The organism is Pseudoalteromonas sp. NH0006-26 (assembly GCF_057552415.1).
Genome location: NZ_BAAJMJ010000003.1, coordinates 282,548 through 307,161, shown reverse-complemented (window position 1 = coordinate 307,161; position 24,614 = coordinate 282,548). Strand labels below are relative to the sequence as shown.

Here is a 24,614-nt window from a genome sequence, read left to right as displayed (position 1 = left end):
TAAAGTTCATAACTCTCTCGCCTATCAAAAATAACACTATTAACCTGATTAAAAACCAACCTTTATTTATTAAGTTTTTGTTCTACTCTTTATTAATTAGTGGTGCTACAACGAGCCTGTTATTTTTCAAAGATACAAGTCGATAAATAGACTGCCAAAAGGAATTTAAAAATGTCCTCACATTTAAATCAAATTGGTTTCACTTCAATTAAAGCAAAATTATTAGCAAGTTTTAGTTTAATTATCATTATGTTAATTGTTACTGCTGGGATCGGTATATATAACCTCTCCATGATGAATGACCAAATGAGTAAAATAATTAATGTTTCAGCTGAAAAAGTAAAACTCGCAGCCAGAGTCAATCAGGGGGCTTTAGCTGTATCTCGAGCTGAAAAAAATATAATTTTGGCAGACTCAAAAGCAGCCATGGATGAATACGCCGACTTCATAGCTCAAACACGAGATGAAATGCTAGAGCGACGTGCCACTCTTCGCAATTTAGTCAATGACAACGGCAAACGTTTACTCGATGAATTTGCCGCGACATGGGATGAATATATTGAGGTAAACCTTCAAATCCGTGACTTAGCAAGAGCTAATTTAAACGACAAAGCAATAGCTTTATCTAAAAATGAAGGCCGGAGGCTAAACGATTTAGCCATTTCTCAAATGGCTAATTTAGTAAATGCAATCGAACAAGATATGACAAATGACGAGTTAGAAGCTCAAGCACGGCACACCTCAGCGTATAGCTTAATGCTTGTAATTACCCTTGTAGGCTTAATCGCAGGTATTGTTATTGCAATTTTTATCTCTTCGAGAATTACCGGCGCACTCAATAGCCTTTCACATAGAATGAACGATATTGCCGATGGCGAAGGTGATTTAACCGTAACAGTCGACGATTCATCAAAAGATGAAACCGGCGACGTTGCCCGCGCATTTAATAAATTTGTTGCTAAAATTCGCACCACAATAACTTCAGTGGCATCTGAAACCACTCAGGTTGCATCAACTTCCGAAGAGCTTTCAATAGTTAGTAACACCACCAGTGCAGCAGTTAAAAAGCTGCATGATGAAACGCAACAAGTTGCCACCGCCATGACACAAATGAATGCAACAATTCAAGACGTTGCAAATAGCGCAGAAAATGCCGCCAGTTCAGCAAGTGATTCAAATAATAATGCTAAAGCCGGTGAAAGCATGGTGAACGAAACAGTTCACGCGGTTGATAACCTTACTAAAGAAATTAATCAATCCGCCTCTGCAATTGAAAAGCTACAAGCCGACAGCGAAAATATAAGTACCATATTAGATGTTATTAAAGGCGTATCTGAACAAACAAACTTATTGGCATTAAATGCCGCCATTGAAGCCGCTAGAGCGGGTGAGCAAGGCCGAGGTTTTGCAGTAGTTGCTGATGAAGTAAGAACCTTAGCACAACGAACTAAAGAGTCGGCCGCCAACATAGAACAAATGATCGATAAGTTTCAATCCGGAATATTAACCGCCATTGAGGTAATGACCAAAAGCCAACAACAAACAGACTTAGTTGTTGAAAAAGTGAGTAAAACAGGTGAAACCCTGCGAACAATCAATGACTACAGCAGCGCAATTAATGATATGAACGCGCAAATAGCCTCAGCCGCTGAACAACAAGCCGTGGTCGCAGATGAGATCAGCCGCAACGTTGTTAATATTAAACAAGTGACAGAGCAATCATCAGCTGCAACTGAGCAAACATCAACAGCAAGTAACGAAATGGCAATACTAGGCAATAACTTATTAAAACTGGTACAACAGTTTAAAGTGTAAGTACTGGGCTTCTCATGCTTTCAAGCTGAGTAGTGTTCGAAAGCTAATTTAGCAGTACAAACCACTAAAAGCATAGGTAACAAAGGAGCTCAAATTGCAGGCATGAATGACTTGTGGTCACCTGCAAGCGAGCCCTTTTGACTGCTGCCGGTGAAGAGGTAAAAACTTACACAAGGTTTTCCCTCTCTTAAATTAAACTTTTAATTAGATTAGCTGCCCAACAAAGTTAACACTATTATGGGCTGAAATAGGAAACACTAAACTCCCTGTACGCTCTCTTAGCCAAAGATAAACACGCCGACTTGACCGTAACCTTCTAATGGGTGACCATTTGGTTTTTATGGGTACATAGTTAAAAAATTCCATTAGCCATTACAGATATAACTGTATTAATAACAATACTGACTATATAACCCCCCTATAAAAAATGCAGCAAATGCTGAAACGGCTCCACCTCCTGTATATCCGGCCTTAGCTTTTTCTACCATTAAAACATAGATGCTCAGCCCTATACTTACCTTAAACCACAGCCAGTAATCATTACTAAATAACGGTATTGCTGCAAAAGCAACGATCGGTACTAGAATTTTACCTTCTTCGTTTTTGTGTAAAAAATAAAAAGCCAAAACAGCAATATATAAAAATGGCGTTACATCACTCATATAAACAACTTCCTTGTAAATATAAAATCAAAACAAATAAATTTAACTATTGTACTTATTAATCAGTACTAAGCACTTAAAAACGTCATTAATTGTGTTTACTTTTTAGCTGTGCAATATTAACTCACTATAAAGCGCAAGGAACGCCTACTCATTAGCGAACTTAATATAAAAATTAAAGGATGAACATGATTAAGCCATTTTACACAAGCTGCTTATTAGCTCTTACTCTATTAATACCCAACCTAGCAAAAGCAGAGCCTACAGCTTTACAGTATCAGCAAATCCTTAATGATACCCTTTCAGCCAGTGAGCCAGGTGTGTCGGTGATAATAAGTAAAAATGGAAAAACTGTTTTTAAAGGAGCCCGAGGGCTTGCCAACCTTGAACACAACATTCCACTTACCAATCAAAGTGTTTTAAGGTTAGGCTCTATTTCAAAACAGTTTACCGCTGCTGCAATTATGATGCTGCAAGAGCAAGGTAAATTATTAACCTCTGACGATATTCATAAGTATGTTCCAAGCTTTCCTACTGAGGGTAACCTCGTCACAATAGAAAACTTACTGACCCACACATCGGGAATAGCAAATTATACCGATGACGACGACCTATTCGATAAAGAAATACAAGTACCTGCAAGCGTTGACGACACGCTAGCGCGTTTTGCCAAACACCCTATGGTTTTTAAACCAGGCGAAGCAATGGCTTATTCAAATACAGGTTATTCACTACTTGGCAAAATAGTTGAAGTAGCAAGTGGGCAATCTTATAAAGAGTTCGTTGAACAAAATATTTTTAAAAAACTGGGGATGACACAAAGTAGCTACGAAGGGCAAGAGCTTGTTCCTCACCGCGCAGCTGGATATGAACAAACAGAGCAAGGCTTTATAAACACAAGTTATATTAATATGGATTGGCCCTATGCCGCAGGGGCGCTTATATCAACTCCAACTGACTTAAACATTTGGTTTAGTGCATTATCGTCTGGCAAGCTTATTAGTAAAGCAAGTTATGAGAAGATGGTCAGCCCTTTTAAACTCAACGATGGCAGCTTTTCATCTTACGGTTACGGCCTCATTATTAAGCCTTTTAATGACTATACGGTAATTAAGCACACCGGGGGAATAAATGGCTTTTTAGCACATGCACGCTATATACCCGAGCAAAAACTATACGTAGCCGTACTCGCTAATTCAAACCATATAAACCCTATTTTTATAAACGAAAAACTCACAGCTAAAATACTAGGTATAGAGCTACCAAAATTTAAAAGCGTAAATGTAACAGCAAAGCAACTATCACCCGTTTTAGGCGACTACCGTATTAATAAAAAGACTTCTCGCAGCCTAATTTATGAAAATGACGTTTTATATTCTCAGCGCACAGGTGGAAATAAAATAAAGCTAATCCCCATGTCTAAAAATAGTTTTTACTACCCTAATTCAAATAACTATTTAGTCATTGAAAAAAACAGCCAAGGAAAATTAATAATGAAATATTTTAGTGGGTTATCAACCACACCGACTGAGGCAATTAAAATTTAAGATAATTATAATGACACCTATTCTGATTTATCTATTTTTAATGTCTGAAGTCAAGATTTGACCCCTTTAGTTTTTAAATTGAGTTTAAAAATAACAACACTTGGTTTTTTTAATAAAAAGATCAAGAAAACACAGCTGCCTGCTTGACCGGAACTTTCTAATGGGTGACCCAAAGGTTAAGTTAAGCGACTTAAATTTTTCAATACGTTAGCTATAGGATCTGACAAAGTTCCATCTTTCAAGTAACTATTAACATCACCTTTATAACTTTGATGAATAGAAAACTTATTTTTACCGAGTTCTTCTGTTATTTCTAAGAGGCCACTTCTTTTAAGAATATCGATCACCTTTTTATAAGGAAGGTTTAATTTATTGATACCCCGAAAGCGAGGTGAAATTATTTTGTGTTCCCACTGCCGACCTAATCTTCCATTGCTAACAAACAAATGGAAAAAATCATGAATAAATGCCTTAAGTGTAATTGACTTACTTTTTTTACTACTATTAATTGCATCCAATGTCAAAGATAAACTAGAATCGAAAGTGCAATCAATGAAATTATCTTCTGCTAAACATGAGTTTCTAATTTTCGCATTCAAATTAAGAAACTCTGTTTTGATAAACTTTGTATAAACATCAAAATTACAACTCCAGAAACTTCCAAAGTTATCGATAAGGCTATCAACTACATTCAAACCAGAAAAATCGAATTTAACAGTCTCAAAGTTGAGATCTATTATTCTCATATCGTAAATTTCTCCGACTTTATCTTCAAATACTTTCTTCATCAATATAGTATTATGCTCAATATCATTTGGGTAATACCTATGGTTAACCATTAAAGATAAGTTAAACAAGTTAGATATAGCTTTATTTTCTCTCCTTTTTGATATATCCCTTTTCCTAACTTGATCAATATAGTCTGAAATAAGCAATATATTACCCTCATCCCAAGTATCTATTCTTTTAGATATATCTGAACACATTGGAGAACCATACCAGCAACTTTCAGAAATCAAACTAATAAAATCATCACCTAGAGTATCAATGTCACCTTCAAAATTAAAATATCTATATATATAAATACTTTTAAACAAATCCAACAAAAAGTCATACTTAAATGAAATAACATTACTATGACAATTAAGAAAGGGATGCGACTTAAATGCCAAACTTAAAGTTCTATCAACATTCCTATCTAGGGATGCACATAATTCATGGTGAAAATCTTCACTTTTTAGCGTTCCGCGCTTATTTACAGCTAGATAAATAAAAAACTTAACTTGGTCATCTACAGGGATTTGACCAACCCTTTTAGTTTCTCTATCACAAACCCTGTATGTAATATAATCATTGTTAATGTTTTTAGATAAGTAATCCGACTTTAATTCTCCTAATTCAATATCTTTTACATCTGCATCACTATCCACTATGGAGCGGATAATATCTAGAACATATGGATGGTATATATTCTCATCAATAGAATCAGGGAATCGAAAGCCAGCCGCTAACTTGATAGATTGAGATATTTTATTGGCATCACCATCAAAACTTTTTCTAAAAAATTCTTCACTTTGAGCTTCATTAAAAGGCTCTAATTCAAAAGTGAAAAAGTTGTCATTCTCAAAGCTTTCATCATCCCAAAAAAAGTTCCTGCAAGTTATGATTACTTTTCCATTGGCTAACTCATTGGAAGACCTATTAATAGAATTCAAAAAATCTTCAGTATCAAAACCTGGGATTTTAGATATAATTTCATCAAGACCATCAATAATTATCAGGATATTTCCTGCGTCAACATTTAAATAAAACAGTTCCTCTGATAATTTATCATGAATATTATCAGTAATATCGAAAAGAGCTTCATAAAAATTATATAGACTCAACTTCCCCCTATTTTTATTTTTTAACAAACTATCTTTAATCAGGATGGAGTCTATAAATAAAACATAGTTAGAAGGAGTAAACTTCATCAATTTATCAGCAAAATAATAAGCTAATGTTGTTTTCCCTATACCACCACCACCTTTTATCACCAAAATAGGATTATCACTTTCGTCATACCACTCTTTAAAATACCCATCAACGCTTAGTTTTCTATTATCAAAACTTAAAATAGGCAAAATAAAATTATTAATATTTAGATACTTATCATCATCATCTTGAATGACAGCCGGAGTGCAATGCTCCCTTAAAAACTCATCAATATAGAATAGGTTTAATGGTTTAAATTTTTCACTAATATTACTTTTTCTTCTCTCTATTTTCTTTTGATCTTTTTCTATTGGTATAAATATAACGGTATTATCATTAAATATCTGAGGATGTTTTTCTTTTAGATTGCCGATCGTCTGAGTTTGATTTATTCCTTCATACAAATACAAATAATAGGTATCAAATTTTACTACTGAATCTGTTTCTTTAAAAAGTTGATAACCAACTTTTAAACTTTTATCTTCATATGTCGAAACTTCACTAAATATAGAGTTTCTTTTGTAAAACTGTAATATTTTCTTAAAGTCTACATAACCTTTTAAATTTCTTGAATCATGATGATCTTCTATTTTGAAAATAAATTCTCCACCATGATGTTCATGTATATAAAGCGGTGCACCTTGAGGTGCTTGAAATTCATTCTTTGCAAACCTTTCTTTAACACTCTCTATTAGACCGGAAACTCTCAAATCTGTTGTAGTATTTTCTAAACAATCTAATATAGCTTCCGCAAATAAAGTATTAGATTCTGAATCCGCATCTTTAGCTTCATGAAAAGCAGAACTCAAAGCCCATCTCGAACTTTTCTCAAAATATTCTGTAGCCTTTTTTGTTTTACCTATTCTGAAAATTGAGTTAGAAAAACAACTATCAGAAATAAGAAACATATGCTTACATTTGATAGCACTTAATAATTCTAGTAGTGTTGTATTAGCAATGAATTGTGTATAGTTTTCTGCTTCATAAGGAACCCAAAACCCTCTATCATATTCTTCTTCATACTCTCCATGACCAGAAAAATAAATGACTAAATTATCCTCAGTTTCCAATTGTTTGGCATAGCCTCTCAAAGCATCCTGAATATTCTTTGAAGTTGCCTTTTCATTTTTTAGTTCATAGAAACCTTCAGGTAAAAATTGAAATTTATCTATCAATGCAATTTTAAAATCATCTATATCCTTGACGCAGCTTGCCAAATTTTCTTGATGTGCATATTCATTAATACCAATTAAAAAAACTTTATTAGTCATGATTTATCCTTGTTAACATACCTGTTTAACTTTGAGCAGAAAGATATTTCAAGAATCAAGATGAAATGAAACGTTCTAATCATTTTTAGTTATTAGTTCATGTAACACTTTAATTGAATGCAAAGTAACTTACTAGTTCGTTAATTTATTTTCACTAAACCGTTAAAAATTTGTAGGATCATTTTTTTACTTCAGCCTAACTCCTTCGCGCGAAATAAATTTCACTATATCGGGGTTAGCCATAGCAATATACAGGCACAATCTAATTTAAAACTTATAGCTTAAAGCTTTATGCTCTTTTTTTAATCTGAAAGCTGATGGCTCCTTTCCCCTTTCTAACTCGTTAACTTCTTCAAAACACGAAAATGCGAGGGTCAGGTCTTATTTCTTGCCAAGACCAAACATCAATTCCATGGTTAACACCATTCCCCGTCATCACGCCCTGAAAATAAGCAATTGAGAGTAATATCGCGCATGGATGCGCGATAAGGCGAAACTAGGCCATGGATGGCCTATCTTCGCCATTTACGTTCACATCAATTAATTATTTGAAGGAAATAGCGTGATGCTCGGGTGGCGCTAGGAGAGTCCAGAGAGGGGTCAGCGGCAGCCCCTCTTTGGCTGCCGTCGTCAGCGCGACAAAACCTTGAATAAGGTTTCTAATTTAGGTCACGGATTTATCCAGACAAAAGTTAGCAATAAAAACCATCAGCCAAGTTGATACAACTTTTTGGGCTAAAGCCCAACCTACAAACCACGCACGCCAGCAAGCTTGGCTCCTACAGAAATACCTTTAACCTCGGTGCAGCGCGAAGCGCCTCTGAGTTCCCTGTGGTGAAATTCACTTATCGCCCTAAAGAGCGACCTACAAACAATACATATTTACGTGCTTGGGAGGTGGTAATGATATTGGAGAATCGTTGGGTTTCGTTGCACTCTACCCAACCTACAAACCATTCACGGCTAAAGCCGACTCCAACAACAATACTTAACCTCTGTGTAGCGAAGCGCCTCTGTGATCTCTGTGGTGAAATTCTTTTTCTCGCTTTTTTCGTCCTAAAGGACGACCTACAAACAATGCATATTTACGTGTTTGGGGGATGGTAATGATATTGGAGAATCGTTGGGTTTCGTTTCACTCTACCCAACCTACCCCATATAATTTATGGCGAATCACCACACACAAAAAAGCCGCTGCATTGCTGCAACGGCTTTTATAATTTCGATAAATCCCACTCTACAGTGGAACTTACTACCCATTAAAGTTCAAAAATTAGTCGCGGTATGTCTCAATCGGAGGACATGCACATACTAAATTACGGTCGCCATATACGTCATCGATACGCGTAACCGTTGGCCAGAACTTGTCTTTAGCTACTGCTGGTACTGGGAAGGCAGCGTAAAAACGGTCATACGCGCGGTCCCATTCATTACCTAACACATCAGCTTGTGTGTGCGGTGCAAATACCAATGGGTTGTTTTCGATAGACCATTCACCAGAAATGATTTTATCAATTTCACCTTTAATCGATACCATCGCTTCGATAAAACGGTCAATCTCGCCCTTAGACTCAGATTCAGTTGGCTCAATCATTAATGTGCCCGCTACTGGGAACGACATCGTTGGTGAGTGAAAACCATAATCTTGTAAGCGCTTAGCAACGTCCATTTCAGTAATGCCTGAGGCTTCTTTTAATGGGCGTAGGTCAATAATACATTCGTGAGCAACGCGATTATTACGGCCACGGTATAAAATTGGGAAGTGCTTGCTCAGCTCATTGCTTAGGTAGTTAGCATTTACAATCGCCATTTCTGTCGCTTGTTTTAAGCCCTCAGAGCCCATCATGGCAATGTAAGCCCATGAAATAGGTAAAATAGCTGCAGAGCCGTAAGGCGCTGCCGATACTGCACCATTTCCTTCATTAGTACCTGGTACGTTAATTACGCTGTGGTTTGGCATAAATGGCGCAAGGTGCGATTTAACACCAATTGGGCCAACACCTGGGCCACCGCCGCCGTGTGGAATACAGAAGGTTTTGTGTAAGTTTAAGTGCGATACGTCTGAGCCAATAAAGCCTGGGCTAGTAACACCTACTTGGGCGTTCATGTTTGCGCCATCCATGTAAACTTGGCCACCGTGCTGGTGAACAATTTCACATAACTCACGAATTGTTTCTTCGTATACACCGTGGGTAGATGGGTACGTTACCATGGCACATGATAGGTTTTCAGAGACTTCTTCAGCTTTTGCTTTTAGGTCTTCCATATCGATATTACCGTTCTTATCACAGTTAACAACCACAATTTTCATGCTGGCCATTTGTGCCGATGCTGGGTTAGTACCGTGCGCAGAACTTGGGATTAAACATACGTTACGGTGCGCATCCCCTCGTGACTCGTGGTATTTACGAATGGCGATAAGGCCTGCGTATTCACCTTGTGCACCTGAATTTGGTTGCAATGAAACCGCGTCGTAACCGGTAATGTTAACTAGCCAATCGTGTAGTTCGTTAATCATTACTTGGTAACCTTCTGCTTGGTCTAGCGGGCAGAATGGGTGAAGGTTTGCAAATTCAGGCCATGTAATTGGGATCATTTCAGCGGTCGCGTTTAGCTTCATAGTACATGAACCTAACGAGATCATAGAATGATTAAGCGCTAAATCTTTGTTTTCAAGGCGCTTAATATAGCGAAGCATGTCTGTTTCGCTGTGGTAGCTGTTAAAGTTTGGATGCGTTAGTATTTCATCATCACGCACTAGGCTTGCAGGAATAGACTCGCTGCCATTTGCTTCAACATCAGCAGCAATCGCATCTACGCTTAGGCCATGGCCTTCGCCTAAAATAATATCAAATAACTCAGCAACGTCTGCACGGGTTGTGGTTTCTGATACTGAAATTGAGTATTCACCCGCATGGTTAGCAGCAAAGTTAACGCCTTTAGCCACAGCACGCGCAATCACGTCGGCTTTGTTTTCATCAACTACCGTTAATGTGTCAAACCAAGTAGTGTGTTTAAGTGCCACACCTTTTGCTTTTAAGCCGGTTGCTAAAATATCAGCAAAACGGTGAATGCGTTGTGCAATGGTTTTTAAGCCTTGCGGGCCATGGTATACCGCGTAAAACGCCGCCATGTTCGCTAGCAATACTTGCGCAGTACAAATGTTTGAATTGGCTTTGTCGCGGCGAATATGTTGCTCACGGGTTTGCATTGCCATACGTAATGCATCGTTACCTAAACGGTCTTTTGATACACCAATAATACGACCTGGTAATGAACGTTTGTACGCATCACGTGTTGCAAAAAATGCAGCATGTGGACCGCCGTAACCCATAGGTACGCCAAAACGCTGCGCTGAACCAAGTACTACGTCGGCGCCTAATTTACCCGGTGCTTTTAATAGTAATAAGCTCATAATGTCGGCAGCTACACAGGCAATCGCTTTTTTGCTTTGTACGCCAGCTATTAGGTCTGTTATGTCAACAATTTCGCCTGATGTTGATGGGTATTGGAATAACGCACCAAAAATATCGTGGTTCACAGCATCGGCGGCTTTACCTACAATAATTTCAAAACCAAATTGCTCTGCACGGGTGCTCACTACGTCAATGGTTTGCGTGTGTACGTCGTCGGCAATAAAGAACGCATTGGCTTTTTTAGCTTTAGATACACGTTTTGCCAGGCCCATAGCCTCGGCTGCAGCGGTTGATTCGTCAAGCAGTGAGGCACTTGCTAAATCTAGGCCGGTAATATCTAGGGTCATAGTCTGGAAATTTAATAGTGACTCTAAACGCCCTTGTGCAATCTCTGGCTGATACGGTGTGTACGCTGTATACCAACCCGGATTTTCAAGTACGTTACGTAAAATTACGTGCGGTACGTGAGTTGGGTGGTAGCCTTGGCCAATATACGATTTGAACACTTTATTTTTGCTTGCTACTGATTTTAAGTAGCTTAGTGTTTCAACTTCGGTGCGGCTTTCGCCGATATTAAGACCTTGCTCAAGACGAATACCAGCAGGTACAGTTTGACCGATCAGCTCTTCAACGCTCGATACTTCAAGAGCGCTAAGCATGTTGTTTACTTGCGCTGGGCTTGGCCCAATATGGCGGCGAATAAAATCTTGCTTTTGCTCTAATTGTTCAAGAGATTTGGCGTTTGACATGTGTCCAGATTCCTATGATCCAAAAAAATGTGATTATTACTAATGGGTAACTAGCAATAATAAAAATATGTATGATTTAGCGGCTCACTTTGTATGGAAAAATAAGCGCTTTAATCATAAAAGCCCCAATGTTTTAACATAGAGGGGCTTTTATTAATTAACGATTAGTCTTCGTCAATTGTATGCGCGTAACCTTCAGCGTCTAATAAGTTATCTAACTCAGACTCTTCTGACGCTTTAATGCGGAATAACCAACCGTCGCCGTATGCGTCGTTGTTTACTGTTTCAGGCGCATCTTCTAGCTCTTCGTTAATAGCAACAATTTCACCGCTAATTGGCGCGTAAATGTCTGATGCAGCCTTTACTGACTCTGCTACTGCACAATCTTCGCCTGCATCTACTTCGTCGCCTACTTCTGGTAATTCAACAAATACCATGTCGCCAAGTAGTTCTTGCGCATGCTCAGAAATACCAACAGTGTAAGTGCCGTCGCCTTCGTTACGAACCCACTCGTGTGAAGGTGCGTATTTTAACTCGCTAGGGATATTGCTCATTTTTTTCATCCTTTGGTTTAGATTGGGAGAATACCAATGAATAAGGCTAACTTATTTATTGGTATAACCAAATTATTTAGATTATTGATTTACCGTTACGTACAAAGCCCGATTTAACTACTTTTACGTTAACTAATTTTTTACGCATTTCTACTTGAGCCGTGTCGCCGGTTGAACGCGGTACACGTGCTAATGCAACACTATAGCCCAATGTTGGTGAGAATGTGCCAGATGTAATAACACCTTCACCACCATCAACAATTACTTTAGAACCACTGCGTAGTACGCCTTTTTCTTCAAGAATAAGACCTACTTGCTTGTGAGTGCTTTTTTCTGCACGCTGTTTTACCAAAACATCACGACCAATAAAGTCACGATCTTCTGGTTCCCATGCAATAGTCCATGCCATGTTAGCAGCCAGTGGTGATACGCTTTCGTCCATATCTAGGCCGTAAAGGTTCATACCGGCTTCTAAACGCAATGTATCACGCGCGCCTAAGCCCGCAGGCGCTACACCGGCATCAAGCAATTGCTGCCATAAATCGGCGGCTTGCTCGTTTGGTACTACAATTTCGTAACCGTCTTCGCCAGTATAACCTGTTGTAGCAATAAATAAATCACCGGCTTGAACACCAAAAAATGGCTTCATGCCTTCTACTGCAGCTTGCTGGTCTGCGTTTAATACCTGGGCTGTTTTAGCACGTGCATTAGGGCCTTGAACCGCAATCATGGCGTATTCTGGGCGCTCAGTAACCGTTACAGCAAAATCGCTCGACACTTTAGCTAAATGTGCTAAATCTTTTTCACGGGTCGCTGAGTTAACCACTAAGCGATAAAATGTTTCGCTAAAGTAGTAAATAATTAAGTCGTCGATTACGCCGCCTTGCTCGTTAAGCATGCCAGTGTAAAGCGCTTTACCTGGTACAGTTAACTTAGCAACATCATTAGCCACTAACTTGCGTAAAAACGCTTGTGCTTGCTCACCTTGTATATCAACAATGGTCATGTGTGATACGTCGAACATACCCGCATCGTTACGCACGGCGTTGTGCTCTTCTATTTGTGAGCCGTAGTTAATTGGCATTTCCCAGCCATGAAAATCAACCATTTTTGCGCCGGCTTCAAGGTGCTTTGCATGTAATACTGTTTTAGAAGTCATAATATTCCTTCACTTTTAAATTAACCCATGTGTGTGGGCGTGGCCTCAATTAAATGAGGGGGAATAACATGGTAGCCATTAATAAGCCTACCAAATTGTAATCTTTAACTTTTACCCGTTAGGCTGCTTGAGTGTTGGTAACACTAAAGCCCTGTTGCTGCATATACTGTTGCCACTTATCAAGGGTGGCCGTTTTAGCAATAACAATAAACTGCTGTTCGTTATTTTGATCTACTGCAGTAACAAACACATCATCACTTTGCGCGCCATAGCAAAGCTGCGCATCAGCAAGGCGTAACCCTGGGGTTAGTTTAAATGCCTCTACTAAGGTATCAAATGCATTGTCGCCTTTTAAAGTAAAGGTTGCTAAATCGGTGCGTACCACAAAGTCGATATCGTATCTAAGCTGTTGCTCGTTAATGAGCGCTTGTAATTGCAGGCTGGCATTAACTGGAAGCACAAATCGAAAGGCGGTTTCGCTAAAGTAATAAACGGCGTAGCTAAAATCAGAATTTAAATCGCCATCCAGTGTGCCTTTAAAGCCAAAGCCACTAGCGGTAAGTTTGGTGAGGTCATGACCTAAAATAGCACTTAAAAATACCGATGCTTCACTACCACTAAAGTCAATAACAACGTGATTGCTATCGGCTTGTAAGGCATTAATAACCGCGCTGTTAGCGTTGCTATGGCGGGCAAACATAATCGGGTTAAAGGTCATAACAAATACCTATCAATCTTTAATAGCAAAAGTATATTGCGCAAGCCTTACAACAACAAATTGTAATTACTTATCAATTGATAAATAATACTTATATATATAGCCATATAAATAGTAATTTTAAATATGAAAAACATTTCAACCGACAGTTTACGAACTTTTGTTATGGTGGTTGAGGTTGGTGGATTTGCCAAAGCAGGCGATTTACTTGGCCTTTCGCAACCTGCGGTGAGCTTGCAAGTAAAACGTTTAGAAGATTTACTCGGCTATAAATTATTTAAAAAGCAGGGGCAACGACAAGTGCTCAACCAATATGGTGAGTTATTACTGCCTATGGCAAAGCAAATGGTGCAGCATAACGATGCCATTTTGCAGTTGTTCACCTCAGAAAGTGTTACCGGTAAAGTACGCTTGGGGATCCCTAGCGAATTTGCAGCGCGTATTTTGCCCTCCATTATTGGCGATTTTGTGGCGCTCTACCCTGAGGTATCACTTGAAGTAAAATCACGTTTAAGTAAACACTTACTCTCTGATGAGCGCCAAGATCAATTTGATTTAGTGTTAGCGCTTAACGAGCAACTTGACTCAGAAAAGTTCCCTATTTTTATTCAAGACCAATTAGTGTGGGTGGGCGACCTATCACTGGCGCAAAATGAAACGGTCACCTTAGTAACCGCCCCTGAGGGCTGTATTTATCGCCGCAGAGCAACTCAAGCACTTGAAAAGGCAGGTATTAAATACCGAATTGTGTATAGTAATGCCGATTTAACCGGTTTAATTGCCGCATTAAAAGAAGGCCTAGGCATAACAGTGCTCGCAAAAAGTACCGTACCTAACGATTTAGCCTATCACTTACACACTAAACATTTACCTGCGCTTGGTAGCATAGGTATTAGTTTAGTAAAAACCGCCAGCGAACCTGAAAACGCGGTATTTAAACTCGCCGAATTTATTAAGCTGCGCTTAGGTTACCCCACTCCTTAACTAATCTGAAGTCTGGATAATAAATCTATCTCAAGCAACGTTCAGGTTAAATTAACCGCCACCAGCCGTACATTATGTTGGTTTTATAAAGCTAAGCTAAACACTTAGTAAAAAATGTTATAAAAACAGCGCATTTTTACGGCGATTGTAAACAAAAGTAAAACTAAATAATATTGATTCTCATTCGTTAACATGTTTAAATTACGCCAATTCCAGTAGTTGAACTATTTTTAGGGTAACCAATGTCACACAAATTTTTAGTTTCTTCATTAACTGCAGCCGTAGCGCTGTCTTTAAGTGCTACAGCAATGGCAAAAGATGCCGGCGGCGTTGAACGCAATTTTGAGCAAATTACCGTTATTGGCTCACAAGCAGCAATTAACGATATTCCAGGGTCTGCTACATTTATCTCTGATGAAGAATTGCAAAAATTCGAATTTACCGATATTTCTCGTGTTTTAGCATCTGTACCTGGTGTATACGTGCAAGAAGAAGATGGCTACGGCCTGCGCCCAAACATTGGTATGCGTGGCACAGGTACTGGCCGTAACGATAAAATTTCAGTGATGGAAGACGGTGTTTTAGTTGCACCGGCTCCTTACTCTGCACCATCGGCTTATTACTTCCCAACTATGGGTCGTATGGAGTCTATTGAAGTATTAAAAGGTGCTGCCTCTGTTAAATATGGCCCGCGCACCACGGGTGGTGTATTAAATTTACTTTCTCGCAGCTTACCAACAGAAGCAAATAGCTCTATGGGTATGGTTGACGCGGCACTTGGTAGTGATGGTTACTACAAAGGTCACGCTTACTTCGCTAAAGAAAAAAATAACACAGCAGGCTTAATTGAAGTGTTTTCTTACGGCGCTGATGGCTTTAAAGAACTACCAGTAGGCGATGACAACACTGGTTTTGAAAAGAATGATGTATTGGTAAAGTTTGGCCATACCTTTGGTGAAAACGATGCCCACAACATTGAGTTTAAAGCTAAGTACTCTGAAGAAACATCAGACGAAACGTACATGGGCTTAACTGATGCCGATTACCAACAAAATCCTAACCGTCGTTACGCGGTATCGCAAAACGATGAGATGAACACTCGTCACAATGCATACCAAGTAAACTATGCATATCGCTTTGGTGAAGGTTACGAATTTTTAGCAACCGCTTATCTAAATGACTTCCACCGTAACTGGTACAAAGCCAGTAAAGTAAGCAAAAGCTACCTTGAGCAATACAGTGAATTTGAAGCAAACCCAACGGGTGAGGGTATCGAAAACATCGGTGTTAAAGCTAATAACCGCGACTACCAAGCTAAAGGTGTGCAATCTGAATTACACATTCCAGCGGGCGATCACTACATTACGGTTGGCGTACGTTACCACGAAGACGAAATGGATCGTTTCCAGTGGGAAGACAAATATACGCTTAATCAAGATTTAAGCATGACTCTTACCTCACAAGGCGCACCTGGCTCTAATAGCAATCGCTTAGACAGCGCAAAAGCAAGCACCCTATTTATTCAAGACGAATGGACAATGGATGCATTAGTAGTGAGTGCAGGTCTGCGTTATGAAGACATTACTATTACCCGTGAAGAGTGGGCGAAATCAGATCCAACTCGTAGCCAAGGCTTAACGAAAGATATTTCAAACGATACTGAGATTTTAGTGCCGTCATTAGGCGCTACTTACACACTTAACGATAACGTGACGCTACTTGCCGGTATTCAAAAAGGCTATGCACCCGCAGCGCCAGGCAATGCTGACCAAGACGAAGAAGAAAGCATCAATATTGAATTTGGTTCTCGTTTTAATGCAAGCGGCTTTAACGGTGAAGTGATTGCGTTCTTCTCAGATTACGACAACATGCACGGTAACTGTACTGCTGCGGTAGGTTGTAGCGATGACAACATTGGTGACCAATACAACTACGGTGAAGTAGAAGTATCGGGCTTTGAATTTAGCGCTGGTCGTACGTTTAATACTGCGTCGGTTGCGTTCCCAGTTAAGCTAACTTACACCTACACCAATTCAGAATTTAAAAACACGTTTGATTCGGAAATTTGGGGCTCAGTAGAAAAAGGCGATGCAATGCCTTACGTACCAGAGAACCAAGTTGCTTTATCATTTGGTGCCGAAGTGAATAACTTTGTTGTTAACAGCCAAATGCGTTACGTGTCGGATGCACATGCTGATCTTTCTGACTCAGGCTTAAATGCGATTGATAGCCGCGTAGTATGGGATTTAGCAGCTAAGTACCTAATTGATGAAAATCAAAAAGTATACCTAAGCGTAGATAACCTGTTTGATAAAACCTACATTGCTAACCGCGCAAATGGAGGTATTCAACCTGGTAAGCCACGTTCAGTACAAATGGGTTACTCTTACAGCTTTTAATAAAGCGATAACTTAAAAGTACAAAAAAGCCGAGGTTGATTAAATCAATCTCGGCTTTTTAATACCTATGCAATTAGCTTAGGATTAATTTGTTTCTGCGCGCTGGCGTAATACTTCAAACAAACAAATACCAGTTGCTACCGATACATTTAAGCTTGAAACCGTGCCTGCCATTGGAATTTTAACGAGCACATCACAATGCTCACGCGTTAAGCGGCGCATGCCCTCGCCTTCAGCACCCATCACAATCGCCATTGGGCCAGTTAAGCTGGCATCAAATACATGTGTGTCGGTTTCACCGGCAGTACCCACAACCCAAACGCCCGCGTCTTTTATTTCACGTAATGTACGTGCAAGGTTAGTTACCTGAATAAGCGGTACCGTTTCTGCTGCGCCACAGGCCACTTTTCGTGCTGTGCCATTAAGCTTTGCTGATTTATCTTTAGGAACAATCACCGCATGTACGCCCGCTGCATCGGCACTACGTAAGCAAGCACCTAAATTATGCGGATCGGTAATGCCATCAAGTACCAGTAAAAATGGCGTGTCTTCACGTTCAATGATCTCATCGAGATCTTTTTCATTAAACACTCGCGCCGCTTTTACGTTGGCAATAATGCCTTGATGCTGCTCATCTTTCGCTTTGTTATCAAGCGCTTTTCGTTGCATAAACTGTACTGAAATACCAAACTGACGCGCTTGCTCAATCACAGGCGATAAGCGCTTATCATCACGTCCTTTAAGGGCGTATATTTCTATAAAACGCTCTGGCTCTTTTGCTAAAATTGCTTCAACAGAGTGAAAGCCAAAAATTAATTCATTACTCACGAATTGCTTGCTCCTGGGCTATTACTTTTACGGGCATTTTTACCTGGTCTTTTAGGCTTTTTGACCGCTTTCTTTTTGGTTTTTTTCTTCGCGGTGGTGTCATCCGCTTTTACTTTAGACTTACCCGCTGCCTTAGTTTTACTTGCAGGCTTTTTTCCACCTTTTGGTTTTTTACTGTCGCTTGCTGACTTTTTACCCGGTATTTTACCGGCTTTAAGTTGCGAGCGAACGCTTGCTGGGGCATTCTTTTTTGGTGCACGACGGCGCGCATAACGATCTTGAGCCACATCGCCTTTAAGCGTTAAGTTTATACGGCGATCATCTAAACTAACCGAAGCAACCTGCACAGTTACTTTATCGCCTAAACGATAAACCGTATGTGTATGCTCACCAATTAAACAATGCTTAGCAGCATCGTGTTGGAAGTATTCATCACCTAAATTGGTAACATGAATTAATCCGTCAATTTGCAAATCATCTAAACGAATAAACAAACCAAAATTAGTAACCGATGAAATAACCCCGTTAAACTCCGTGCCTACATGATCTTGCATGTATTCACATTTTAGCCAATCGGCTACTTCACGGGTGGCATCGTCTGCGCGACGCTCAGTAGTAGAGCACTGCTCTCCAAGTTGATCGACTTCATCATCGCTGTAGGCATATTCACCTGACGTTTGTTGACCTTGCGCTTTTAACACCGCTTTAATTGCACGGTGTACCACTAAATCGGGGTAACGGCGAATTGGCGAGGTAAAGTGCGCGTAGGCCGATAATGCTAAACCAAAGTGACCTATGTTATCTGGCTGATATACCGCTTGCTTCATTGAGCGCAGTAGCATAGTTTGAATAAGTTCAGCTTCAGGACGATCCCCTAAACGAGCCAACACATGAGTGATTTCTTTCGGGGTGGGTTCATCGCTTAGCGTGCTCTCAATACCCAACTCAGTTAAAAACTGAGTAAAGTTACCCAGTTTTTCGCTATCAGGTTCATCATGCACCCTAAATAACGCACTTGCTTCGTGTTTCTCAAGTAATTTAGCCGCCGATACATTGGCTAAAATCATACATTCTTCAATCAGCTTGTGCGCATCGTTACGAATAACTGGCACAATAGATTCTATTTTACGCTGTGCGTTAAATACAAAACGGGTTTCGAGTGTTTCAAATTCAATTGCACCACGCTCTTGGCGTGCTGCTTTTAATGCCATGTACATTTGCTGTAAGTCAGTTAAATGTGGCACTACAGCTGCGTATTCTTTACGGAGCTTTTCGTCATTTTGTAAAATGGCATTTACTTTGGTGTAGGTTAAACGAGCATGCGAATTCATTAGTGCTTCGTAAAACTTATAGCCCGACAGCTTACCCTCTTGCGATACGGTCATTTCTGCAACCATACACAAGCGATCAACCTCAGGGTTAAGCGAGCACAAACCGTTAGACAATACTTTTGGCAGCATTGGAATAACTTGCTCAGGGAAATACACTGAGTTACCGCGCTCTATGGCTTCTTTGTTAAGCGGCGTGTTCATACCTACATAATGGGATACATCGGCAATGGCTACCCATAAACGCCAGCCACCTGATTTTTTAGGTTCACAATAAACAGCGTCATCAAAGTCGCGAGCGTCTTCGCCATCAATAGTGACAAGTGGTAAGCCGCGTAAATCAACACGGCCTTGCTTATCGGCTTCTTCAACAAATTCACCTAAGTGGGCAACTTGTTGTTCAACCTCTTCAGGCCACACGTGTGGAATATCGTGATTACGCAGCGCAACTTCAATTTCCATACCCGGCGCTAAATGCTCGCCTAATACGTCAATCACTTTACCTACCGCATTCATATTGCGGCTTTGATTTTGGGTTATTTGCACTTGCACCATTTGGTTGTGGCGTGCGCCTTTTTCGTTACCCGGTAAAATAATAATATCTTGAGTAATGCGCGGATCTTCAGCAACCACAACGGCAATACCATGCTCAACAAAATAACGGCCAACAATAGGCGCTCGTTCATTAGTAAGCACTTTAATAATACGGGCATCGCATTTTGAGCCTGAACCACGCTTAGTGCCTTTCGCAAGAACAATGTCGCCATGTAGCACCATATTCATTTGATGCTTAGCAATAAACCAGTCTTTGCTCTCGCCTTCAACTTCTAAAAAGCCAAAACCGTCTCTGTGACCGACAACTTTGCCTTTGGTTAAACCGGCTTCGTCAATCAGGGCATAACATTTAAATTTATTAAAATACAATTGCCCGTCGCGCTCCATGGCACGAAGTCGGCGCTTAAATGCTATTTGTCGTTCTTCATCGTTGACCGCGAGTTCTTCGCATAGTTGCGTGTAATTAGCAGGTTTTGAACGCTCTTGAAGGTGAGTAAGTATAAACTCACGACTAGGGACTGGGTTTTCGTACTTTTCTTGTTCTCGACTGAGATTTGGATCTTGGTTTGACATTCACTATCTTGTTAGTTGGTTATGTAAGCATTTTAACTCATATACTCGAAATGAGACAGGTAAAAGCCATTAAACTTTTAATAAAGCGTTATTAGCTTTTGCATTTTGTAGCAATGTAGCTAAATAACACTTAACACCTACTTAATTAATGCACATGAAAGTGAGTAAATTAACTGTAGTTATGTTTACTCACTTTTATAAAAACAGCTTACTTTTGCTGTAGTTTCTTCCATAAAAGCGTGCTGATGTTTTCAATAAAAGCCGAGTCTTGTGCAGCCATAACATCGAGTATTGGTTTGTTCATTTGGGTTTTGTTTTGAGCGTATATCCAACGATTTTTATTAAAGCTTTGCGCAAACTCTAACACACCCGTTTGCAAGGCTTGCTCATCATCAAAAATCGCTTCTACCACATTTTGTTGTAGCAGTTTATGCGCATCAACACGCTCGCCAGTCATAGCTAAGCGGTTAAAAAACTGCGGATTAATCGCTTTATTAATAATCGGAAACATAGACGGTACAAACGGTACCAGTACATCAACTTCAGGAAAGCAGAAAAAGCCTTTGTCAGATTTCATAAACCGAAAATCACAGGCACATGCCAACACCGAGCCATTACCATAAGTGTGACCGTTTAGTGCAGCAATAATAGGCATAGGAAACGTCACTATGCGTTTAAATAACTGCCCTATCGAATTCATAAAATCGGCAATAACTGTAGGCGTATTATCTGGACTTGCCATCCACTGTAAATCTATTCCCAATGACCAGCTTTTATCACTGTTTGAGGTTAATACCACGGCGTTAATATCGCCATTGGCTTCTATGCTATCTAAGTGTTGATTAAGCTCAGCTATAAAACTAGGGTTATGGCGGTTTTCAGCGGTATTCATGGTAAGTATTGCCACGTTTTGCTCAGTGGTGATTTTTATTAATGCGGTCATTCGAGCCTCTTTGAGTGCATTTAGCTGCGCTTTTAGCACTTTTCGTTACTTTTATAGTTATAAATAGCATAGTAACGCGTAGTTTTGATTTTACAATCGCTATTACACTTAAAAAGTTAACCCCTTAATGGTTGCAAATTAATTATTAAGGCTTTTAAAAATTTCATCTTAAGTAATTAATAGTAATGTTAAACTGCATTAAAAGCAGCGCAAGGAAACATCATGCAGTCCCAACAACAAAGCTTAATTTACTTACACATTGCCGTCCTTTTATTTGGCGGTACCGCCTTATTCGCAAAGCTAATTGGTTTAAATGCATTAGATATTACCGCTTATCGCGCGGCTATTGCTGGGGTGGCAATTTGTGTGCTGCTGACATTGCAAAAAAAGCCTATTAAGCTGCGCCGCGCTAAAGATTATGTGATTGCCATTTTATTGGGCATTGCTGTGGGAATTCATTGGGTAACCTACTTTGCTGGCATGCAATTGGCGGGAATTACCGTGGGCATGTTAGCCTTTTTTACCTATCCGGTGATCACGGTATTTTTAGAGCCTCTATTTAATAAAAGTAAGCCCAAAGCAAAAGATATAATAAGCGCTATAGTGGTGATTATTGGCATTTATTTATTGATCCCTAACGTTAATTTAGGCGATGACATCACTTTAGGCGTTGTGACGGGGGTGGTATCAGCATTGTTTTTTGCTATTCGTAATATTACCCATAAACGCTACTTTAGCGAGTATGGTGGACCGCAAACCATGTTTTATCAAACGTTAGTCGCAAGCTTGATGCTGTGTGCTTTTATTGAAGTGTCCATAACACAAATTAATGATGCTGATTTAATATTGCTGCTTATTGCGGGTGTGGTTTTTACTGCAATGCCGCATTCGTTATTTGCAGCAAGTTTAAAAAATTTATCAGCAGCGACCGCTGGATTGATTTCTTGCTTACAGCCTCTTTATGGCACAATACTGGCTATAATTATTCTGCACGAACGCCCCTCAGTGATGACCCTGATTGGCGGCGCACTGATTGTTAGTGCTGCGTGCTTTGAAACTTGGTCAATTTCACGGAAAAAGCAGCCATGAAAATATTTGCTCATAGAGGCACAAGCACACACTTTCCTGAAAATACGCAAAGCGCCATTATGGCGGCGTTAAAAGCGAATGTAGATGGCATTGAGGTTGATGTACAAAGCGCACTTGATGACTACGTGATTATTCACGATACCTACCTAGATAGAACCACTAATGGTAAGGGTAAAGTGTGCGACCTAAGCGCTCAGCAAATTCAACAATTTGATGCGGGAAATGGCGAGCAAGTACCTACCCTGCAGCAATTAATTGACTGGAATAACAACCAAACCTTACTTAATTTAGAGCTAAAACATACCTTTGAACTAGAAAAGTTTGCCACCCAACTGGAAATGAATATTGCCGCAAACAAAATATCCGCTGACAATATTTTAGTTTCATCATTTAATCATCATCAACTACACTGGCTAAAGAGCCGCTTACCTTGGCTTAAAATTGGCGCACTTACTGCATCAATTCCATTGCAGTATGCAAAGTTTGCTGAGGACTTACAGGCCTTTAGCATTCATGTTGACAAAAACTTTATGAACAAGTCGTTTGTTGACGATGCCAAATTGCGCGGCTTACAGGTGTTTGCCTACACCGTTGATGAAATTGAAGATATTAAACTGATGCTTGCCTGTGGCATAGATGGCATTTTTACTAACGACCCTGAACGAACTAAGCATTATTTAGCGCAATTAAATGAACTATAACTAATTATTTAATTGCTATTTATGCTATAAAAACAATAATTTAGTAGGTCACTATTTAATGAGTAGCTACATGCGTATTTATAATTTTTTAGAACAAACTTTGTTTTTTACTTTAACCCGAAAAATAGTGGGTAATTTAAGCTTTGTATTTTTATTTCAAGCTATTACATTATTTTGGTTACATAGTAGCTTAGCTGAGACCCAGCAAAACACAGGGCTGTTTTGGGCGCTTACTTTGCTGATTATTGCAGGGTTTATTTTTACTATTTTTTATATGCGCTTTTTAATTGTGCGCCCGGTAAAAGCCATGCGTGATACGCTGATCAATATTAATCAACAAGATGCCAACTTAGCTGCCAAACTTCCTCATTTTACTTTTGACGAATTTAGAGACTTAAGCGAACAATACAACCAGTTTACTACCCATTTAAACAGCTTATTAAGTACGACCTACAGCAGTGCTCAAGAGAGCGTACAAAGTAATAGCCAAGTTACTCAATCAATGCAGCACACAGAGCAACTAAGCGAACAGCAAATTAATTTAAGTCACACCATAATTAATGCCAGTAACCAAATTACTCAAAGCCTGCAAAATATTGTGAGCAATACCGATAGTGTGCACCAAGTTAATAATGAACACCTTAGCTTTGTTAAGCTCTCTGCTAGCGAACTGTCAAAACTGGTTGAACAGGTGAGACTTATTAATGAAATGCTGGGTAGTTTCTCTAAAACAATTGCAGGCTTAAAAGAGAACAGCGAGAACATTCGTAGCATTTTAAAAATGGTTGAAGAGTTTTCTGATCAAACTAACTTATTAGCACTGAATGCGGCAATTGAAGCAGCGCGAGCCGGAGAAGCAGGGCGAGGTTTTGCCGTGGTTGCCGATGAAGTTCGTACCCTATCGGTTAAAGTAAGTGATGCAACACGCCAAATTAGTGATTTTATTACCCAAATGAATGAGCTGGTTAATGAAACCAATAAAGAGTCTCAGCAGTTAATTAGTCACTCTAATAACGCACAAACTGCAATCAACGATACCTCAGAAGGTTTTGGAAAAATGCTCAATGAATTTGAGCACAATCAGCAACAGTTGCAGCAAATAGCCAATGCTGTACATTTGCTCGAAGATACGCAAAACCAAACCCATGAATCGGTTGAACAAATAGTGGCACTTGGCGAACAGGCAAAGCAACAAATAGACACCGCATTGCATGACTCTGAGCAGTCACAAAAACTGAGTCAACAAACCCAACAACAGCTAAAGCGTTTTGTAGACTAGGGCCTGACTAGTTTTACCCAAGCCCCGATTATGCTAAATTACGCGGCTTAGAATATAACTGTGTGAAGCA

At 39.6% G+C, this 24,614-nt stretch carries 16 protein-coding genes and 1 pseudogene; 7 read left to right on the top strand and 10 right to left on the bottom strand.

What is annotated here, in order from left to right; genetic code table 11:
• Positions 1–171: 171 nt before the first annotated feature.
• Positions 172–1,815, top strand: a complete 1,644-nt coding sequence (locus tag AC27JR_RS06415; RefSeq protein WP_487173109.1) for a methyl-accepting chemotaxis protein — start codon at positions 172–174, stop codon at positions 1,813–1,815.
• A gap of 204 nt (positions 1,816–2,019) precedes the next feature.
• Here AC27JR_RS06415 and AC27JR_RS06410 read toward each other — a convergent pair.
• Both AC27JR_RS06410 and AC27JR_RS06405 read right to left on the bottom strand, forming a co-directional pair.
• A pseudogene (locus tag AC27JR_RS06410) lies at positions 2,020–2,109 on the bottom strand (CPBP family glutamic-type intramembrane protease); the annotation flags it as partial.
• A 95-nt stretch (positions 2,110–2,204) separates the two neighbouring features.
• On the bottom strand, positions 2,205–2,477 hold the full coding sequence (locus AC27JR_RS06405) for a hypothetical protein (protein ID WP_487173108.1): 273 nt from the start codon (positions 2,475–2,477) through the stop codon (positions 2,205–2,207).
• A gap of 188 nt (positions 2,478–2,665) precedes the next feature.
• Between AC27JR_RS06405 and AC27JR_RS06400 the strand changes: the two genes are divergently transcribed.
• A complete protein-coding gene (locus tag AC27JR_RS06400) occupies positions 2,666–4,024 on the top strand; it encodes a serine hydrolase domain-containing protein (RefSeq protein WP_487173107.1) in 1,359 nt (452 codons plus the stop codon).
• Between the two features lie 176 nt (positions 4,025–4,200).
• Here AC27JR_RS06400 and AC27JR_RS06395 read toward each other — a convergent pair whose 3' ends face one another.
• From AC27JR_RS06395 to AC27JR_RS06375, 5 genes are all read right to left on the bottom strand, one after another.
• Positions 4,201–7,269 (bottom strand): caspase family protein, encoded by a 3,069-nt coding sequence (locus tag AC27JR_RS06395; RefSeq protein WP_487173106.1) that lies wholly within the window; start codon positions 7,267–7,269, stop codon positions 4,201–4,203.
• Positions 7,270–8,542: 1,273 nt separating this feature from the next.
• Positions 8,543–11,434 (bottom strand): aminomethyl-transferring glycine dehydrogenase, encoded by a 2,892-nt coding sequence (gcvP, locus tag AC27JR_RS06390; protein ID WP_487173105.1) that lies wholly within the window; start codon positions 11,432–11,434, stop codon positions 8,543–8,545.
• A 164-nt stretch (positions 11,435–11,598) separates the two neighbouring features.
• A complete protein-coding gene (gene gcvH, locus AC27JR_RS06385; protein ID WP_008112430.1) occupies positions 11,599–11,988 on the bottom strand; it encodes a glycine cleavage system protein GcvH in 390 nt (129 codons plus the stop codon).
• A gap of 76 nt (positions 11,989–12,064) precedes the next feature.
• Positions 12,065–13,147, bottom strand: coding sequence for a glycine cleavage system aminomethyltransferase GcvT (gene gcvT / locus AC27JR_RS06380; RefSeq protein ID WP_008112433.1), 1,083 nt, complete (start codon positions 13,145–13,147; stop codon positions 12,065–12,067).
• 118 nt (positions 13,148–13,265) lie between these two features.
• The gene (locus tag AC27JR_RS06375; protein WP_487173104.1) at positions 13,266–13,865 is read right to left on the bottom strand and encodes a hypothetical protein; all 600 of its coding nucleotides are present in this window, start codon (positions 13,863–13,865) and stop codon (positions 13,266–13,268) included.
• Between the two features lie 126 nt (positions 13,866–13,991).
• On the opposite strand from AC27JR_RS06375, the gene AC27JR_RS06370 reads away from it, so the two are divergent.
• Together AC27JR_RS06370 and AC27JR_RS06365 are read left to right on the top strand one after the other, a co-directional pair.
• On the top strand, positions 13,992–14,849 hold the full coding sequence (locus AC27JR_RS06370; RefSeq protein WP_487173103.1) for a LysR family transcriptional regulator: 858 nt from the start codon (positions 13,992–13,994) through the stop codon (positions 14,847–14,849).
• Positions 14,850–15,091: 242 nt separating this feature from the next.
• Positions 15,092–17,248 carry a TonB-dependent receptor family protein gene (locus tag AC27JR_RS06365; protein WP_487173102.1) on the top strand — a complete coding sequence of 719 codons (2,157 nt, stop codon included), beginning with the start codon at positions 15,092–15,094 and terminating at the stop codon, positions 17,246–17,248.
• A gap of 84 nt (positions 17,249–17,332) precedes the next feature.
• On the opposite strand, the gene rlmB is transcribed toward AC27JR_RS06365, so the two are convergent.
• The 3 genes from rlmB to AC27JR_RS06350 form a co-directional block, all read right to left on the bottom strand.
• The gene (rlmB, locus tag AC27JR_RS06360) at positions 17,333–18,076 is read right to left on the bottom strand and encodes a 23S rRNA (guanosine(2251)-2'-O)-methyltransferase RlmB (protein WP_008112440.1); all 744 of its coding nucleotides are present in this window, start codon (positions 18,074–18,076) and stop codon (positions 17,333–17,335) included.
• Complete coding sequence (rnr, locus tag AC27JR_RS06355) at positions 18,073–20,532, bottom strand: ribonuclease R (protein ID WP_487173101.1); 2,460 nt, start codon at positions 20,530–20,532, stop codon at positions 18,073–18,075. Before rnr ends, rlmB begins: the two co-directional genes overlap by 4 nt.
• A gap of 208 nt (positions 20,533–20,740) precedes the next feature.
• The gene (locus AC27JR_RS06350) at positions 20,741–21,475 is read right to left on the bottom strand and encodes an enoyl-CoA hydratase/isomerase family protein (protein ID WP_487173100.1); all 735 of its coding nucleotides are present in this window, start codon (positions 21,473–21,475) and stop codon (positions 20,741–20,743) included.
• 222 nt (positions 21,476–21,697) lie between these two features.
• Here AC27JR_RS06350 and AC27JR_RS06345 point away from each other — a divergent pair, with 222 nt between their 5' ends.
• Genes AC27JR_RS06345 through AC27JR_RS06335 form a run of 3 tightly spaced genes read left to right on the top strand, consistent with a single transcriptional unit; the run spans position 21,698 to position 24,544 of the window.
• Positions 21,698–22,564, top strand: coding sequence for a DMT family transporter (locus AC27JR_RS06345; RefSeq protein WP_487173099.1), 867 nt, complete (start codon positions 21,698–21,700; stop codon positions 22,562–22,564).
• A complete protein-coding gene (locus AC27JR_RS06340; RefSeq protein WP_487173098.1) occupies positions 22,561–23,265 on the top strand; it encodes a glycerophosphodiester phosphodiesterase in 705 nt (234 codons plus the stop codon). The genes AC27JR_RS06345 and AC27JR_RS06340 overlap by 4 nt, the downstream gene beginning before the upstream one ends.
• A gap of 58 nt (positions 23,266–23,323) precedes the next feature.
• Complete coding sequence (locus AC27JR_RS06335) at positions 23,324–24,544, top strand: methyl-accepting chemotaxis protein (protein ID WP_076919904.1); 1,221 nt, start codon at positions 23,324–23,326, stop codon at positions 24,542–24,544.
• The last annotated feature ends 70 nt before the right edge of the window (positions 24,545–24,614 follow it).